Origin of the sequence: Pseudomonas sp. LjRoot277 (assembly GCF_964253845.1) — a bacterium.
In the GTDB taxonomy this organism is placed as follows: domain Bacteria; phylum Pseudomonadota; class Gammaproteobacteria; order Pseudomonadales; family Pseudomonadaceae; genus Aquipseudomonas.
Genome location: NZ_CAXURI020000001.1, coordinates 2,323,284 through 2,337,961 on the forward strand (window position 1 = coordinate 2,323,284; position 14,678 = coordinate 2,337,961).

The window sequence follows — 14,678 nt, forward strand, 5'->3', positions numbered from 1 at the left end:
GATTATGTTTATCAACTGAATGCGGAGTATCCGAACATGCCAAAAATGAAAACTAAAAGTGGTGCTGCTAAGCGGTTTCTGAAAACTGCTAACGGTATCAAGCACAAGCACGCTTTCAAGAGCCACATCCTGACTAAAATGTCGACCAAGCGTAAGCGTCAACTGCGCGGTAGCAGCTTGCTGGCACCGTGTGACGTGGCAAAAGTCGAGCGCATGCTGCGCCTTCGTTAATTTAGTCAAGAATAGAGGAAGTAACTCATGGCTCGTGTAAAGCGTGGCGTCATTGCCCGTAAACGTCACAAAAAAATTCTGAAACTTGCTAAAGGCTACTACGGCGCTCGCTCGCGCGTATTCCGTGTTGCCAAGCAAGCGGTAATCAAGGCAGGCCAATATGCCTACCGTGACCGTCGTCAGAAAAAACGTCAGTTCCGCGCTCTGTGGATCGCTCGTATCAACGCTGGTGCACGTATCAACGGTCTGTCCTACAGCCGTTTCATCGCCGGCCTGAAAAAAGCGTCCATCGAGATCGACCGTAAGGTTCTGGCTGATCTGGCAGTGAACGAAAAAGCGGCGTTTGCTGCGATTGTCGAGAAAGCTAAAGCCACCTTGGCTTAAGTACCCCCGACAGTCACCCGGCCTCACCTCTGTGGGGTCAGGTGTTAAACGTCATAAATAGGGGAAGAGCCTTCAAGCTCTTCCCCTATTTTGTATCTGGAGTCTGTACATGGAAAACCTGGATGCGCTCGTCTCTCAAGCTCTAGAGGCTGTGCAAAGCGCTGAAGATATCAATGCCCTGGAGCAAATCCGGGTTCACTACCTTGGCAAAAAGGGCGAATTGACTCAGGTGATGAAGACCCTGGGGAATTTGCCGGCAGAAGAGCGTCCGCAAGTCGGCGCCCTGATCAACGTTGCCAAGGAGCGTGTCACAGAGGTTCTCAATGCGCGCAAGGCACTGTTTGAAGAGGCCGACCTGGCCGCCAAACTGTCCGCCGAGTCCATTGACGTGACCCTGCCTGGCCGTGGCCAGACCTCGGGTGGTCTGCATCCGGTTACTCGCACTCTGGAACGTATCGAGCAGTTCTTCACTCACATCGGCTACGGCATTGCCGAAGGCCCTGAGGTCGAAGACGACTATCACAACTTCGAAGCACTCAACATCCCAGGCCATCACCCGGCCCGGTCGATGCATGACACCTTCTATTTCAATGCCAACATGTTGCTGCGCACTCATACCTCGCCGGTACAGGTCCGCACCATGGAATCGAAACAGCCGCCGATCCGCATCGTCTGCCCAGGCCGTGTGTACCGTAGCGACTCCGATATCACTCACTCCCCGATGTTCCACCAGGTCGAAGGCCTGCTGGTCGACCGCGATATCAACTTCGCCGACCTGAAAGGCACCATCGAAGAGTTCCTGCGCGTGTTCTTCGAAAAAGAACTGGCCGTGCGTTTCCGCCCTTCGTATTTCCCGTTCACCGAGCCGTCCGCTGAAGTCGACATGGAATGCGTGATGTGCAGCGGTAAAGGCTGTCGTGTCTGCAAGCAGACTGGCTGGCTGGAAGTGATGGGCTGCGGCATGGTTCACCCGAATGTGCTGCGCATGTCCGGGATCGATCCGGAAGAGTTTTCGGGCTTTGCCTTCGGCATGGGTGTTGAGCGTCTGGCCATGCTGCGTTACGGCGTGAACGACTTGCGTCTGTTCTTCGACAACGACTTGCGGTTCCTCGCGCAATTTCGCTAGTCGTAACGAATTCTTAGGAGAGCAGGATGAAATTCAGTGAACAATGGCTGCGTGGCTGGGTAAGCCCGCAGGTAAGTCGTGACGAGCTGGTTGCTCGTCTGTCGATGGCCGGTCTTGAGGTCGATAGCGTTACGCTGGCCGCCGGCGAATTCACCGGTGTGGTGGTGGGCGAGGTGCTGAGCACCGAACAGCACCCGGACGCTGACAAGTTGCGCGTTTGCCAGGTCAGCAGTGGGTCGGAGACCTTCCAGGTCGTTTGCGGTGCGCCAAACGTGCGCCCGGGCTTGAAGATCCCGTTCGCCATGATCGGTGCCGAACTTCCAGGCGATTTCAAGATCAAGAAAGCCAAGCTGCGTGGCGTTGAGTCCAACGGCATGCTGTGCTCGCAAGCCGAGCTGCAAATTGGTGAAGGCAACGATGGTCTGATGGAATTGCCGGCCGATGCGCCAGTCGGTCAGGACATTCGTGAATACCTGAGCCTGGACGACGCCAGCATCGAGGTCGACCTGACCCCAAACCGCGGCGACTGCCTGTCCCTGGCCGGTCTGGCCCGTGAAGTCGGTGCGTTGTACGCTGCTGAAGTCACCCGCCCGGTGGTTGCTGTCGTGCCAGCCGTGCATGACGAAGTGCGCTCGATCGAAGTGCTGGCGCCAGCCGCTTGCCCGCGTTACCTGGGTCGTGTGATCCGTAACGTCGACCTGTCCAAGCCAACGCCGCTGTGGATGGTAGAGCGTCTGCGTCGTGGCGACGTGCGCAGCATCGACGCTGCTGTCGACATCACCAACTACGTGATGCTGGAGCTGGGTCAACCGCTGCATGCGTTCGATCTCGCCGAAATCAATGGCGGCATCCGCGTGCGCATGGCTGAAGAAGGCGAGAAGCTGGTACTGCTCGACGGTCAGGAAGTCAGCCTGCGTAGCGATACGCTGGTGATTGCCGACCACACCCGCGCCCTGGCCATCGCCGGCGTCATGGGTGGCGAGCACAGCGGCGTCAACACCGCGACCACTCGCGACGTGTTCCTGGAAAGCGCGTTTTTCGATCAGATTGCTGTCGCTGGCAAGGCCCGTTCCTATGGCCTGCACACCGATGCCTCGCACCGTTACGAGCGTGGCGTGGACTGGCAGTTGGCCCGTGAGGCGATGGAACGCGCTACCGGTCTGCTGCTGGAAATCACTGGCGGCGAAGCTGGTCCGATCATCGAAACCGTCAGCGAGCAGCACCTGCCGTCGATTGCGCCAGTTACTCTGCGTGCGCAACGCATCACTCAGATGCTGGGTATGGAAATGGATTCGGCCGAAGTCGAGCAACTGCTCAGCGGCTTGGGTCTGAAGATTTCTGCCGATGGGGCAGGGCAGTGGCGCGTTGAAGTTCCAAGCCATCGCTTCGACATCAGCCTGGAAGTCGATCTGATCGAAGAACTGGCTCGTCTGTATGGTTACAACCGTTTGCCGGTTCGCTACCCGCAAGCTCGTCTGGCGCCGCAGGCCAAGGCTGAAGCGCGTAGCGATCTGCCTGAGCTGCGCCGTCTGCTGGTAGCCCGTGGCTATCAGGAAGCGATCACCTACAGCTTCATCGATCCGAAACAGTTTGAGTTGTTTAATCCGGGTGTCGAGCCGCTGCTGCTGGCCAACCCGATCTCGAACGACATGGCGGCCATGCGCTCGTCCCTGTGGCCAGGTTTGGTCAAGGCGCTTCAGCACAACCTGAACCGTCAACAGGACCGCGTCCGTCTGTTCGAAAGCGGTCTGCGTTTCGTCGGTCAGCTGGAGGGCCTGAAGCAAGAGCCGATGCTGGCGGGCGTTGTTTGCGGTAGCCGTCTGCCGGAAGGCTGGGCACAAGGTCGCGATGTGGTGGACTTCTTCGACGTCAAAGCCGACGTGGAAGCGGTGCTGGGCTTCGCCGGTGCACTGGATTCGTTCACTTTCGTACCGGGCAAACACCCTGCGTTGCACCCGGGTCAAACCGCGCGCATCGAACGTGAAGGTCGCTTGGTCGGTTTCGTCGGCGCTATTCACCCTGAATTGTCGAAAACCCTCGGTCTCGACCGTCCGGTCTTCGTTTTCGAGCTGGTTCTGGCCGAAGTGGCATTGGGTAAAATGCCTAAATTCCAGGAGTTATCGCGCTTTCCTGAAGTGCGTCGTGATCTGGCATTGATTGCGGCCACGGACGTTGCGGCCAGTGCCGTACTGGACGTAATTCGTGAAAATGCAGGCGAATGGCTGACAGACCTAAGGCTATTTGACGTCTATCAGGGTAAAGGCATTGATCCTGATAGAAAAAGCCTTGCAGTCGGCTTGACCTGGCAGCATCCATCGCGCACTCTTAATGACGATGAGGTGAATACCACGACGCAAAACATCCTCACCTCGCTCGAACAAAGGTTGAACGCCACGTTAAGGAAGTGACGTATGGGGGCTCTGACGAAAGCTGAGATGGCGGAACGTCTGTATGAAGAGCTGGGCCTGAATAAACGGGAAGCCAAGGAATTGGTCGAACTGTTTTTTGAAGAAATCAGGCACGCTCTTGAAGACAACGAACAAGTCAAATTGTCCGGTTTCGGCAATTTCGACCTTCGGGACAAACGCCAGCGGCCTGGCCGCAATCCGAAAACGGGTGAAGAAATCCCGATCACGGCTCGCCGTGTGGTCACCTTTCGTCCAGGGCAGAAGTTGAAGGCCCGAGTTGAGGCTTATGCTGGAACCAAGTCATAACGACGAGCTACCCGTCATCCCAGGCAAACGCTACTTCACCATTGGTGAAGTCAGCGAGCTGTGTGCGGTAAAACCACACGTGCTGCGTTACTGGGAGCAGGAGTTTCCTCAACTCAACCCCGTCAAACGCCGCGGAAACCGCCGGTATTATCAGCGACAAGATGTGCTGATGATCCGGCAGATCCGCGCGCTTCTTTACGATCAGGGGTTCACCATCGGCGGCGCACGGCTGCGTTTGTCCGGCGATGAAGCCAAAGATGACACGACCCAATACAAGCAAATGATCCGCCAGATGATCGCCGAGCTGGAGGATGTTCTGGTGGTACTCAAGAAATAAATTCCTGCTTTTAAATACTTCCAGTTTTCAAAAGCTTGCGATATATTCTTGAGCGTTCTTCGAGAAGAGGAACGGATTTAACGCCTAGTCGGGGCGTAGCGCAGTCCGGTAGCGCACTAGCATGGGGTGCTAGGGGTCGAGTGTTCGAATCACTCCGTCCCGACCATATAATTCAATGTCTTAGGCCAATGTTCACAGCATTGGCCTTTTTCATGTGCGTGACTTTTGCGTGACTTCTCGATTTTCACGCCTGCTTCCTCTTTAAGATTGTCAGGATCGGTCCGCGCGAATCGGTTGCTGATACCATGTTCGCAGCTTCAATCAGATGCCCGAGCTCCGCGCCCGAGTAGTGACTGGTGATGCTGCCATTCTTGTGGCCCAGAAGAGCCTTGCGGTCTTCCTCGGTTACGCCTGCTGCGCGCAGCCGACGGCCAAATGTGTGTTTGAGGTCATGGATCCTTATGGATGCATAACCTGGGTGAGCGGGGCGAAGGTTTTCCTCCTGCCAGAGTTTCGCCGCTCTCACCCGCGCCTTCTTCCAGGCCGAGTCATTCATTCGATGCATCGCAGTACCGTTGTAAGGAAAAACCCATTCCTTACTGATGCCGCGCTGCTGCTCGATGATCGACTTGGCCACGCTGTTGAGCACGACCAGTCGCTCATCACCGTTCTTCACTCCAGACCGTTCGTGTCTGCCGCCAAAATCAGCTGGAATCAGGAAAACGCTGGTCCCGAGCTCTGGCACCGAAATCTCCCAATCCCATCGAAGTTTGCAAACCTCCTGTTCCCGGGTGCCGGTGTTCACTTTGAACAACGCCATCGTTTGCAGGTGGGCCGGCAACTCCCCCGAAAAGAATCGACTGCTCCGGCCATGACATCGGGTACGGCTTGCGGCTCGACTTCTTCTCTTCCAGCTTCGTGAGCATTGGCACGCTATCCAGCCATGGCCTGCGCTCATCATCTCGCCACTTCCTGGCACACAACGACAAAACCCGAACCACACGCTCGATCGAGATATTCACCGTCCTGTTGCTGACGCCTTTCTTCACCTTGCCGCCCTCAAGCTTCTTGGCCGCCAACCTGTCCTTGATGAACGGCACTAAGGCCTGATCATCGATGTGGGTCAGCGGCATATCGCCTATGAACGGGTCCAGCTGGGATAGGTGGTGCGCCGAGAGCTTGATTGAAGGCTGGTCTTTGAACTCCAGCAGGAAGCGAGTCGCCGCCTCCCGCCAGATCCTGACCTTCTTTACGCCGTACACCTTCTGTTGCCTGATCTGCTCCAGCCGGTAGATCAGGTAGCGCTCCGCTTCTTCCCGGTCACCAGTTCCAGTGCTTTCGTAAAGTCGTTCTCCGTTGATTTTCTTGTCGATATGCCAGATACCTTTCCTCTCGGAGAGGCCTGTGATCGATTTTCGCGCCATGATTTATCTCCTTTCTGGCGCTCGCTGCGGGGCGATCGTTGCTCCGAAGCGCCATGTTTATCAATTGCCTTTGCTGCGACATATGCGGTGGCCCAGTCGTCGAGCTCTTCCCGGTCGAAGCCAACACCGCGCTCGCCGATCGGGAACTCGCTGACATAGGGGCGGACTGTTTTGTCGAACTCGACGCGGCACATACCCAAATAGATGGGTGCAGCGCCGGCACGGATGAAGCGGGGAAGGATGCTTTCGCGCCGGGGCCGGGAGGGCGCCCGCGCCAGTTCTGCAGACATAAGTGCTCCATGCCGCGCTTGGCGGCCGAAGTCCTTCGCCTCTCTCACAAACACGTCCTTGTAGATCCTGAGCAGATGGTCGGCGGCATCGGTGAAAGCTTCCTCGCGATAGAAGCCAGCAACACTGATGCCGTCATCTACTAACCAGACTGTCCGGCGCGGGCCTTGCTCGGCCTGATCGATCTTCTCGGCCATCTGCTGGCGAGCGTAACGAAGCTGGTCCAGTGATAGTTGATTGACCCATTCGTCGGTGCCGATTCGCAGGGTGTGCCCGTATTCGCACTTGATTTCAGGCATGCAGAACTCCTCGCCCGCCGTTCACCGGCAGGCTGTATGTGGATTAGTGGGTTACGCTGGAAAGCAGGCAACGTGAGTGTGCAAACGGTCTCTCATCATGGATGGATCAAAATGAAGCTGATTTTGGTTGTGCTTGTTGTTGGTCTGTTCGCTTGGAAGTTTTCCCCGGAGTTACAGTCCTGGGCTGAGGATCAGCAATCGAATCCCAAAGGAACCCCTGCGGTCGTGGCCGCGCCGAAGCCTGTTTCGGCTCCAGTCAAATGCGATGGGCGTAAATATTGCTCGCAGATGACCTCGTGCGCGGAGGCCAAAACGTTTCTGCAAAATTGTCCAGGAATGGAAATGGACGGCGACAACGACGGAATACCCTGTGAGACGCAGTGGTGCCGATGACTATTGGCCGTTCACCGGCAGGCTGTGAGTTGTAAGGTTTTGGTTGGCAGTCGGATGAATTCGGCGGGGACGCTGATGGTGGGTATCAGGGATTAGCTGATATACGAGGAAGTCCCGCTCGAACAAGGTTCAGTAGTTCGCCCTGCCAGCTGTTTTAGAGAAATGCTGAGTGGCCGCAACTGGTCAGGGTGGGCTTATTCTTGCCGTGACCTGCCGACATACTCCGGGAGGTCTCAGGCTCGCGGCTTGTGTTTCAACGTCCCCACCTGAGACTTGCTGCCTCTAGCAAAACCATATCGACACCGCAGGCAGGGTTTTCTGCGCATACCGCGTCAAAATATCCTGCAAGCCATTCGTACTTCGCGAATATAGCCTCGGGACAATTCCGGTCGCGCGCTTTGGAAATTATCAAATCCCGAACTGGGTTTAATCGCGTCTTCCACAAATCCTTATTGTTGTAGAAAAATGGATTCCCCCAAAAAGGCGGGAGGAAATTGAAGAATCGGTAGCCGCCCCCGGAGGACCGCCAGGTGACTTCCCCTTCAACCCCGTCCTCTACCCATTCTTTAGCCAGTTCCTTTGAAAGAATGATTCGCGGACTGGAAGCAACCGCACTTTCCAAGAGGTACGCCTCGTGAATGGCAGGTCCAAAGGCAAGTGCGCCTTGGTGAAACAGCTTTCCTCGAACAACTCCGCCTCGCAGCAAAAAGCCCGTGAGGGATAAGATTCGAAGTGAGGGCATAAAGCGCCTGTTTCAGCGCGTCTCTTCCTGACTGATCATCGCTGTAGCTTAGTAACAAAGAATCAGAAAACTGACTAACCATTGGGTCGCCAGGCCATCGTTCATCTTCCGGAACAAGTCCTCTGAGGGTTTCCGTAAATTTGCTGTAGCCCTGCATGCCGGCGAGGGCTTTCCCTAGCGCTAAAACGCGTTCGCTGTCGCCTTTGGCTGCATCTTCGACCGCATTTTTCCAACCGAGCACATCAATGAATGCGGTTATCCGAGTCTCAAATCTAAGCGACTCTTCGAACTTCGCCGCCTCTTCAGCAATTCTTATTTCCTCCAACTCTCGCTCATTTGCGCCGGCATCCCAAGCAACCTTCTGCGCGTCAACAGCCGCCTCCTCTTCATCCGTGTACTGGACGTAACAAGTAGTTCCGCCCTCGGCCAAACTCTTCACAAGCCCATAGCGCCTGCCGGGTTCAGCCTTCTCAATCTCTACAAGTTGCCCATCTACTTTTTTGAAAATGGGATAATCCCCTGCCAAATCCACGGTAACACCACCTCTCCGCTTATCCACGTCCCGCTCCTTTTTCAGATCCTCGTCAAGCACGGCTTCTACGGGGCCGATCAACTTTTGTACAGGCATGACTGTTCCTTTGCCGCTATAGCGGCTGACTTTGAAGGTGGGGAGGGGTTACTGCTGTTTGGCGAGTGCGCAGTTTCTTTCAATGATCTACAGCGAGGAAAAGGCAGCTATTCTCGAATTCATCGCCGGTCAATACGGGATCATTTTCCAAGTTGCCTATCAGAAGTTGCTCAGTTACACACCACTCCCTGGCCTAAAACCGGGGCCGAGGACGTAGAAGGATGCCGCCTTGGCGTCCATGGAAGAGGAACAACCCATGGCTAACGAGAAAGTTGTAGTGACGACCGACACCAAAAATGAAGGCATGTCGCCTGAGCCCGCACAGGTGCCGGCCAAAAAACCAGTTCCCAAGGCTCCCCCCAAACCTACAGGGGGAATGACCATTACAGCCGGGACCGCAAAGCCAGCCCTCACCGGCCTTAACGGATAGGAAACGTGGGGGGGAGGGCGACTGACAGGCGAGCTTGGGCGATGCTGGTGGAGAAGGTTATTACTGTTGGCCTTCGGCACCTTCGCGGGCTTGATAGACCTTGAGATTTTCTGTGGGCATGGGGATACCTCATGGGTAGCTATAGTTAACGATTCATGAGGAGGTAATTGCGATGGCTGTTTACAGCGTTACTGCAGCTAGACATGACAAAGACGGAAAGTTGATTGCGGTTCAGGGGCAAGAAACGCATGGCTACGTGGCCAACACTTTGCCGCAGGTCTCCGCAGAGTTGCGTGACTTTTCCGTAGCTGAGGTATTGGGGCTAATAGAGGGTGGAGATAAATTCCACCTAGTCTTCCGTTTGTCAGGAGCCCCCGTTGGCGCTGCATTGATAATCCCCGATGGCAATGGGTCGCTGACAGAGGAGCAGTGTATGCCTGGCAGGCGGATCGCCGACCTTCCTCCGTTCTGAAGGCGTGCCGGCCCACATTGGCCCGTCGGTATTGCCGATCACGCGGCTTTAAGCAGCGCCTCAATGATCCGCTGGCCGGCCAGCGGCGGTACCGCGTTGCCAGCCATGTGCATCGTCAGCCGATGATTGTCCGGGCGCTTCGTATCAGCCGGGAACGACATGGCCGCTAGCGCCTCGTTCGCTGAAAGCATCCGCATCTCATCGCCGCGCACCAAAGCCCATCGGTCTAGCGTGGTGATGGTCCCGATGGGGCGCTCCAGGCTGCGACCGGTCAGGCCCGAGCCGGATCCGTAGTAGGGCATGATAAACCGATCACCGAAGCGCTCCCGGCCATTCTTCACGCGGAGTAGCGTCGATTCAGCGCGACCAGGCTTCACAATCTTGCTCCACTTGCCCGCGTCGAAATCGATGAAGGATGAGGCTGGAACATGCCAGCGCTGGTGAAGCTGAAGGTTCAGCGGTGCTTTGCTGCGGGTGCAGACCAGAAACAGGCGCACGCGGTGCTGCGGCACTCCGAGATCGGCGCAATCGACCACATGTGGCGCCATCATGTAGCCGAGTGCGGCCATTGCCTGTGCCCAGGCGGGGTATAAAGCCCAGTCCGTGAACTCTTCGACGTTCTCGACCAGCACTACTTCCGGCCTGTGGAATTCGGCAGCCGACACCACTGCCCACGCAGTGGAGCGCGATGCGTCGTGCTGAGTATTCCCAGACTTTTTGCCGCGCGCCTTCGAATGACCCTGGCAACAGGGCGAGGCCAGCATGATGTCGTGCGCGGGGAGCTGCGACCAATCCGCCTGGTGCAAGTCCTGGCAGATGTGGATCGCTTCCGGGTGATTGGCGCTGTGCCATTCAACGGCGACCGGCCAGTGGTTGGCCGCCCAGATGACGTCGATGCCGGCGAACAAATCGATTGCTGTCGTCATAGAAAGTCCCGATGTTTAGGATTCTGGTTTTCAGGTGGTGGAGATCGGTCTTATGAAGGACTTCGTTCTATACGTTTCGTTGGTAACTGGTTTGCTTTCAGCCGTGTTCTGGACAATCTCGGCCTATGTGAAAGTAAAACCTGGTCCGGAGGTTCCAGATGAGAACGGCATGTATGGCGCTAGGCTGATTATCGATGGCGCGGACATAGAACCTACGATGCGTAAGCAGTCGATTTGGAACAGTCGGGCTGCGATTGCTGCAGCTTTAACAGCCGTGTTGCAGGTGGCTTACAACGCTTGGCCGTCAGCGACGTGCTGACGCGGTATCACCGTCATAGCAACCACATGGCATGTCGGTCTGCTGGCGTGATTCGTTGAAGTGGGGTATTTGTGTTCGGCCCGGCATGGAGCCGGATCAAGGAGATCGAAATGGTGTTAGTGGATAGGCCGTACCCAGTTGTCTATGAGCATCGAGGTGTTAAAGCGAAGATTGATTTCGAATGGGATAGCGACAGTGATTCCGTGCCAACAGGACTTAGAATCGCTGTTGAGATCAAAGAAAGGCAGGTTGAAGCAATCCGTGAAAATGCCAAGTACAACAGCTTCAATGAGGCGTTAGCCCGCGGTAAAGCATTGGCGAGGCTAGACATCGATTTGACTCTTGGGCCTGATCGTTCGGCTTGAAAACAGTACTCAGCGCAAAAGGTGAGGATGGATCAGGCGGTGATCCGCTCTCCAATCACCTTGGTCGTGAACGTCACTGAATACTCGGTGGTCAATTCGAATTGGCCGCCGCATGTATCGCAGTCCATGCTCTTGTCGCCGTAGTCCTCCGACTCAAGGTGCATGACTGTGGCGCAGTGTGGGCACTTGCATTCGTCCTGGCTGCGATAGTCCCACTCGTCGTAGTCGCTCTCGGCAACCTTGGCAAGCGCCTCCGCTTTGGCCTTCGCATCTTCGGCGTCTTGGCAGGGCTTGCAGGTAAAACCGTCCGGGTGACCCCACGGCGCTTCGGTGAGCTTCGAGCGGTGAGTGCTGCACAGCCGGCAAACGTTGCGCTTATCGCAAACAACGTAGCTCCAGCGCTCACCGTTGTCGTTGCACCTGGCGCAGCCCGACACCCAGTACCAGGAATCGTCGATTCGCTCGGCGTAGAGCCCAACCTCGGGCGGGTCCACGCGCACCTCGGGAAGTCCGTTGCGGTGCGGCACACCGTTCGAGGCGTAATTCCAAATATTGGTGTTGCCAGAGCGTGTGCGTTCTTTCCAGTCGCCGGAGATTTCCGGAATTAGGATCTTCGTGTTCTTGTCCACGGTGCATCTCCAGTCAGGCGCCGCCCTCCGTGACCGGTGGTGGCGAGAGTTGTGTTTGTGAGCTATTGCTTCATGGCCCGGCATTCGATCGGGTCAAGGAGGCAACATGGAATGCTTGATTTGCGGGGCGCCTGCGACTGAAAACCCAGCTCATGTCGACTTTCGGGAAGTTCAGTGCTCAAGTGGATGCGGGTTATTCAGGATCAGCGGTGACTTGATCGCAAAAATGCGAGGTCGGATCTTTGATGTTGCGCCAACGCGGATTGCGCTTGAAAGGATGCCAAGAAAGGGAGATATCCCGTTACTGGGTCTACTCGACGAGGAGTTGCTGTACGTCCCCGGCACCGTGCCTCCCGGTGTTCGTTATTCGTCGTGACCGATGCGAAGGGCTTCGCGGTCGTAGGCGAGCTTCAATCTCCGCGACACTGTCTTCGATGCGATGAACACCCAGTGGCGTACAGGGGCGTGCGGCGCTACAGGAATGGACTACGGCGTCCTCTTGAACGTCATGTGTCTTTCCGGCGTTCCGGTAAAAGATAGGACTGCAATCTTCCATGATCTGCGCGGCATGGAGGCTGAAGCGCTCTCACTTATGTCCGATCGCTTCCCGTAGGATCATAAGTAAATCTGTTGAAGGCGACGCGATTATGGCCATTTGCTAAAATTCGTTTTTTGTTTGGAGGGAAACGGATGAAACGGATGTTGCTTATCGGACTGGCGGCAGCATTGATTGCTGGATGCGGGGACCCAAAACTGGATGCTACAACCGAGGCGACCTTACAAGAATCCTCAAAGAAAGTTGCCGAAAGGCTTTCTCCTGATGAAAAGAAACAGTTCGCTGCCGACCTGATGCTTGTTGCGTTGAGCAATCTGAATATTGGGAAAACGTCGCTTGTGGGAATGCAGCAGGACAACAATTTAAGCTTGGATGGGAAGACCGCTGCCGAAGTGAACACGATGGCGACAAGCATTCGTGCTGACAGAGAGAAGAAGCAAAAAGAGCAGGCTTTGCTGGAGATCAAGGAACTGCTGTCCAGAGCGGTGTCCGCTGAGACAGCCAAAGCCGAACTGACAAAGTTCGCCGTGTCGAGATCAAGACTTCTGGAGCAGGCTGAAAAATACTCGAAAATTCCTCAACCTGTCATCGAGTTAACTGTTCAGAACGGTACTTCCCACCCGATTTCCCGCGCTTACTTCAAGGGAACTATTGCCAGTCCTGAAAGAGCCATTCCATGGTTTGTTGACGCGTTTAACTACGATATTAGCGGTGGCTTGGAGGCCGGTGAGGGAGCTACTTGGCAGCTCTTGCCCAATAAGTTCGGTAAGTGGGGCAAGATTGAAGCTCCAGCAGGAGCAATTTTCACCGTCGAGGTCTACAGACTTGATGGTCCGGACGGCAAAGTACTTTTTGATGCTGGCGGCCTTAGTGAGAATGAGCAGGCACGATTGGATGCCTTGCAAAAGCAGTACGGTCCCATCTGATAGTTTCAATTCTTATGAACCCGCTCCGGCGGGTTTTTTATTGCCCGGAGGTAGGCATAAGGCCTGTCTCATGTCTCCGGATCAGGCTCAGTTCGCGTGAAAAGAGAGATAGTAGATGAGCACCAACTTTGCGTCCCTAGGCATCGAGGTCAAAGCGTCAGGCCGAGGCAAGACGGAAATCAGGCGCAAGCGCTACCAGCGAAATCGCCATCATCAGCCAACTTGACAAGGCGATGTCCGGCAACATCGACAGCATCGAGCAGTTGGTTCAGGCGGAAGGACTGCTTGAGCGCGCCCGCAAGGGTGGCCTGGCCAAGCAGATCGAGATCACTCAGCGTTTGCTCGACCCTCGCAAGGGTGGCGGAGTTGCTGGTGCGGCATCGAACGGCTTGAACTCGCTCAACTCGTTTCTGGGGCTGGGCGACGGTGAGAACGACGACTCGACCCCTGCACTAGAGGCCAAGCTTGCGGGCCTGAAGGCGTGGCAAGTGGCAAGCCAAAGTCTTACCGTGACCACTGGAGAAACCAATATGCATAACCATGAAGGTCAGCATGATGGGCAAAAAGAAGCGACATCTGAACATCGTTATGCGATCTGTTGGCAGCGGCTCGTCAGCGGCTACGGCATCATTGATTGCTCAGGTTGGGCGTGGGTGTTTTGAGGGTTGAGCCAGCACCTTCGAGCGACCCATCGGTCGCTCAAAGGCGCTCTTGCTACTTCAGGTTGCCGCTGAGGAATTGCTGCAAACGCTCGCTTTTTGGGTTGCCCAATACGTCCTCGGGCGCGCCCTGCTCTTCGACCCGCCCCTGGTGCAGGAACAGCACCTGGTTCGACACTTTGCGCGCAAAGCTCATTTCGTGGGTCACCATGATCATGGTGCGGCCTTCTTCGGCCAGGCCCTGGATCACCTTGAGTACTTCACCCACCAGTTCCGGGTCCAGGGCCGAAGTCGGTTCGTCGAACAGCATGATCTCCGGTTCCATGCTCAGGGCGCGGGCAATGGCCACCCGTTGCTGCTGACCACCCGAGAGAAACGCCGGGTATTGATCTGCAACCCGTGCCGGCAAACCGACCTTGTCCAGGTAGCGCCGGGCGCGATCCTCTGCGTCCTTCTTGCTGACGCCCAGCACCCGGCGTGGGGCCATGGTGATGTTTTCCAGCACGGTCATGTGGCTCCACAGGTTGAAGTGCTGGAACACCATCGCCAGGCGAGTGCGGATGCGTTGCAGTTCATTGGCGTCGGCCACGCGCATGCCGTGGCGATCATGAACCATTTGAATCGGCTGGTTGTCCAGGCTCATGGCGCCGTCGTTGGGTGTTTCCAGGAAGTTGATGCAACGCAGAAAGGTGCTCTTGCCCGAACCACTGGCGCCAATCAGGCTGATCACATCGCCGGTCTTGGCGTTTAGCGAAACGCCCTTGAGGACTTCATGGTTGCCATAACTTTTGTGCAGGTTTTCAACGGTCAGTTTGTACATGAACAAGCAT

At 56.0% G+C, this 14,678-nt stretch carries 18 protein-coding genes, 1 tRNA gene and 1 pseudogene; 14 read left to right on the plus strand and 6 right to left on the minus strand.

Annotated elements, in window-relative coordinates; translation table 11 throughout:
* The first annotated feature begins 36 nt into the window (after positions 1-36).
* The 7 genes from rpmI to ACSQ87_RS10990 all read left to right on the plus strand — a co-directional run bounded on the left by rpmI (position 37) and on the right by ACSQ87_RS10990 (position 4,958).
* Positions 37-231, plus strand: a complete 195-nt coding sequence (rpmI, locus tag ACSQ87_RS10960) for a 50S ribosomal protein L35 (RefSeq protein WP_008145659.1) — start codon at positions 37-39, stop codon at positions 229-231.
* A 27-nt stretch (positions 232-258) separates the two neighbouring features.
* The gene (gene rplT / locus ACSQ87_RS10965; RefSeq protein ID WP_007905879.1) at positions 259-615 is read left to right on the plus strand and encodes a 50S ribosomal protein L20; all 357 of its coding nucleotides are present in this window, start codon (positions 259-261) and stop codon (positions 613-615) included.
* A gap of 109 nt (positions 616-724) precedes the next feature.
* Complete coding sequence (gene pheS / locus ACSQ87_RS10970; RefSeq protein ID WP_007905876.1) at positions 725-1,741, plus strand: phenylalanine--tRNA ligase subunit alpha; 1,017 nt, start codon at positions 725-727, stop codon at positions 1,739-1,741.
* A 26-nt stretch (positions 1,742-1,767) separates the two neighbouring features.
* The gene (gene pheT / locus ACSQ87_RS10975) at positions 1,768-4,149 is read left to right on the plus strand and encodes a phenylalanine--tRNA ligase subunit beta (RefSeq protein ID WP_223432107.1); all 2,382 of its coding nucleotides are present in this window, start codon (positions 1,768-1,770) and stop codon (positions 4,147-4,149) included.
* Between the two features lie 3 nt (positions 4,150-4,152).
* Positions 4,153-4,455 (plus strand): integration host factor subunit alpha, encoded by a 303-nt coding sequence (gene ihfA, locus ACSQ87_RS10980; RefSeq protein WP_002553164.1) that lies wholly within the window; start codon positions 4,153-4,155, stop codon positions 4,453-4,455.
* Positions 4,436-4,792 carry a MerR family transcriptional regulator gene (locus tag ACSQ87_RS10985; protein WP_003179985.1) on the plus strand — a complete coding sequence of 119 codons (357 nt, stop codon included), beginning with the start codon at positions 4,436-4,438 and terminating at the stop codon, positions 4,790-4,792. Before ihfA ends, ACSQ87_RS10985 begins: the two co-directional genes overlap by 20 nt.
* Before the next feature lie 89 nt (positions 4,793-4,881).
* Positions 4,882-4,958 (plus strand) — tRNA-Pro (locus tag ACSQ87_RS10990).
* A gap of 78 nt (positions 4,959-5,036) precedes the next feature.
* On the opposite strand, the pseudogene ACSQ87_RS10995 reads toward ACSQ87_RS10990, so the two are convergent.
* Both ACSQ87_RS10995 and ACSQ87_RS11000 read right to left on the minus strand, forming a co-directional pair.
* Positions 5,037-6,201: pseudogene (locus tag ACSQ87_RS10995) on the minus strand (tyrosine-type recombinase/integrase).
* Entirely contained in the window at positions 6,087-6,803 is a 717-nt protein-coding gene (locus ACSQ87_RS11000) for a hypothetical protein (RefSeq protein WP_317851623.1), read from the minus strand. The pseudogene ACSQ87_RS10995 and the gene ACSQ87_RS11000 overlap by 115 nt, the downstream one beginning before the upstream one ends.
* Positions 6,804-6,914: 111 nt before the next feature.
* Here ACSQ87_RS11000 and ACSQ87_RS11005 point away from each other — a divergent pair, with 111 nt between their 5' ends.
* The gene (locus ACSQ87_RS11005) at positions 6,915-7,196 is read left to right on the plus strand and encodes an excalibur calcium-binding domain-containing protein (protein ID WP_223432108.1); all 282 of its coding nucleotides are present in this window, start codon (positions 6,915-6,917) and stop codon (positions 7,194-7,196) included.
* A 566-nt stretch (positions 7,197-7,762) separates the two neighbouring features.
* Here the strand turns inward: ACSQ87_RS11005 and ACSQ87_RS11010 are convergent.
* On the minus strand, positions 7,763-8,566 hold the full coding sequence (locus ACSQ87_RS11010; protein WP_436273597.1) for a hypothetical protein: 804 nt from the start codon (positions 8,564-8,566) through the stop codon (positions 7,763-7,765).
* A gap of 602 nt (positions 8,567-9,168) precedes the next feature.
* On the opposite strand from ACSQ87_RS11010, the gene ACSQ87_RS11015 reads away from it, so the two are divergent.
* Positions 9,169-9,468 carry a hypothetical protein gene (locus tag ACSQ87_RS11015; RefSeq protein WP_223433366.1) on the plus strand — a complete coding sequence of 100 codons (300 nt, stop codon included), beginning with the start codon at positions 9,169-9,171 and terminating at the stop codon, positions 9,466-9,468.
* A 38-nt stretch (positions 9,469-9,506) separates the two neighbouring features.
* Here the strand turns inward: ACSQ87_RS11015 and ACSQ87_RS11020 are convergent, their stop codons facing one another.
* The gene (locus ACSQ87_RS11020) at positions 9,507-10,394 is read right to left on the minus strand and encodes a DNA cytosine methyltransferase (RefSeq protein WP_223433367.1); all 888 of its coding nucleotides are present in this window, start codon (positions 10,392-10,394) and stop codon (positions 9,507-9,509) included.
* A gap of 52 nt (positions 10,395-10,446) precedes the next feature.
* On the opposite strand from ACSQ87_RS11020, the gene ACSQ87_RS11025 reads away from it, so the two are divergent.
* Both ACSQ87_RS11025 and ACSQ87_RS11030 read left to right on the plus strand, forming a co-directional pair.
* Entirely contained in the window at positions 10,447-10,713 is a 267-nt protein-coding gene (locus tag ACSQ87_RS11025) for a hypothetical protein (protein ID WP_223433368.1), read from the plus strand.
* Positions 10,714-10,823: 110 nt separating this feature from the next.
* Positions 10,824-11,078 (plus strand): hypothetical protein, encoded by a 255-nt coding sequence (locus ACSQ87_RS11030; protein ID WP_223433369.1) that lies wholly within the window; start codon positions 10,824-10,826, stop codon positions 11,076-11,078.
* Positions 11,079-11,110: 32 nt separating this feature from the next.
* Here ACSQ87_RS11030 and ACSQ87_RS11035 read toward each other — a convergent pair whose 3' ends face one another.
* Positions 11,111-11,707, minus strand: a complete 597-nt coding sequence (locus ACSQ87_RS11035) for a hypothetical protein (RefSeq protein WP_223433370.1) — start codon at positions 11,705-11,707, stop codon at positions 11,111-11,113.
* Positions 11,708-12,188: 481 nt separating this feature from the next.
* Between ACSQ87_RS11035 and ACSQ87_RS11040 the strand changes: the two genes are divergently transcribed.
* The 3 genes from ACSQ87_RS11040 (at position 12,189) to ACSQ87_RS11050 (ending at position 13,851) form a co-directional block, all read left to right on the plus strand.
* Positions 12,189-12,320, plus strand: a complete 132-nt coding sequence (locus ACSQ87_RS11040) for a DUF1799 domain-containing protein (RefSeq protein WP_263288767.1) — start codon at positions 12,189-12,191, stop codon at positions 12,318-12,320.
* A 77-nt stretch (positions 12,321-12,397) separates the two neighbouring features.
* Positions 12,398-13,189, plus strand: a complete 792-nt coding sequence (locus tag ACSQ87_RS11045; RefSeq protein ID WP_223433372.1) for a DUF6694 family lipoprotein — start codon at positions 12,398-12,400, stop codon at positions 13,187-13,189.
* Between the two features lie 233 nt (positions 13,190-13,422).
* Positions 13,423-13,851, plus strand: a complete 429-nt coding sequence (locus tag ACSQ87_RS11050; RefSeq protein ID WP_223433373.1) for a hypothetical protein — start codon at positions 13,423-13,425, stop codon at positions 13,849-13,851.
* 52 nt (positions 13,852-13,903) lie between these two features.
* Here ACSQ87_RS11050 and ACSQ87_RS11055 read toward each other — a convergent pair whose 3' ends face one another.
* Complete coding sequence (locus ACSQ87_RS11055) at positions 13,904-14,668, minus strand: ABC transporter ATP-binding protein (RefSeq protein ID WP_046031503.1); 765 nt, start codon at positions 14,666-14,668, stop codon at positions 13,904-13,906.
* Positions 14,669-14,678: the final 10 nt, after the last annotated feature.

Bases quoted from the DNA above. Each gene is read 5' to 3' on its own strand.
- ACSQ87_RS11015 (WP_223433366.1), top strand. From the start codon at position 9,169: ATGGCTGTTTACAGCGTTACTGCAGCTAGACATGACAAAGACGGAAAG.
- ACSQ87_RS11040 (WP_263288767.1), top strand. From the start codon at position 12,189: ATGGACTACGGCGTCCTCTTGAACGTCATGTGTCTTTCCGGCGTTCCG.
- ACSQ87_RS11010 (WP_436273597.1), bottom strand. From the start codon at position 8,566: ATGCCTGTACAAAAGTTGATCGGCCCCGTAGAAGCCGTGCTTGACGAG.
- pheS (WP_007905876.1), top strand. From the start codon at position 725: ATGGAAAACCTGGATGCGCTCGTCTCTCAAGCTCTAGAGGCTGTGCAA.
- ihfA (WP_002553164.1), top strand. From the start codon at position 4,153: ATGGGGGCTCTGACGAAAGCTGAGATGGCGGAACGTCTGTATGAAGAG.
- ACSQ87_RS11000 (WP_317851623.1), bottom strand. From the start codon at position 6,803: ATGCCTGAAATCAAGTGCGAATACGGGCACACCCTGCGAATCGGCACC.
- rpmI (WP_008145659.1), top strand. From the start codon at position 37: ATGCCAAAAATGAAAACTAAAAGTGGTGCTGCTAAGCGGTTTCTGAAA.
- ACSQ87_RS11045 (WP_223433372.1), top strand. From the start codon at position 12,398: ATGAAACGGATGTTGCTTATCGGACTGGCGGCAGCATTGATTGCTGGA.
- ACSQ87_RS11050 (WP_223433373.1), top strand. From the start codon at position 13,423: ATGTCCGGCAACATCGACAGCATCGAGCAGTTGGTTCAGGCGGAAGGA.
- ACSQ87_RS11025 (WP_223433368.1), top strand. From the start codon at position 10,447: ATGAAGGACTTCGTTCTATACGTTTCGTTGGTAACTGGTTTGCTTTCA.
- ACSQ87_RS11055 (WP_046031503.1), bottom strand. From the start codon at position 14,668: ATGTACAAACTGACCGTTGAAAACCTGCACAAAAGTTATGGCAACCAT.
- rplT (WP_007905879.1), top strand. From the start codon at position 259: ATGGCTCGTGTAAAGCGTGGCGTCATTGCCCGTAAACGTCACAAAAAA.
- ACSQ87_RS11005 (WP_223432108.1), top strand. From the start codon at position 6,915: ATGAAGCTGATTTTGGTTGTGCTTGTTGTTGGTCTGTTCGCTTGGAAG.
- ACSQ87_RS10985 (WP_003179985.1), top strand. From the start codon at position 4,436: ATGCTGGAACCAAGTCATAACGACGAGCTACCCGTCATCCCAGGCAAA.
- pheT (WP_223432107.1), top strand. From the start codon at position 1,768: ATGAAATTCAGTGAACAATGGCTGCGTGGCTGGGTAAGCCCGCAGGTA.
- ACSQ87_RS11030 (WP_223433369.1), top strand. From the start codon at position 10,824: ATGGTGTTAGTGGATAGGCCGTACCCAGTTGTCTATGAGCATCGAGGT.
- ACSQ87_RS11020 (WP_223433367.1), bottom strand. From the start codon at position 10,394: ATGACGACAGCAATCGATTTGTTCGCCGGCATCGACGTCATCTGGGCG.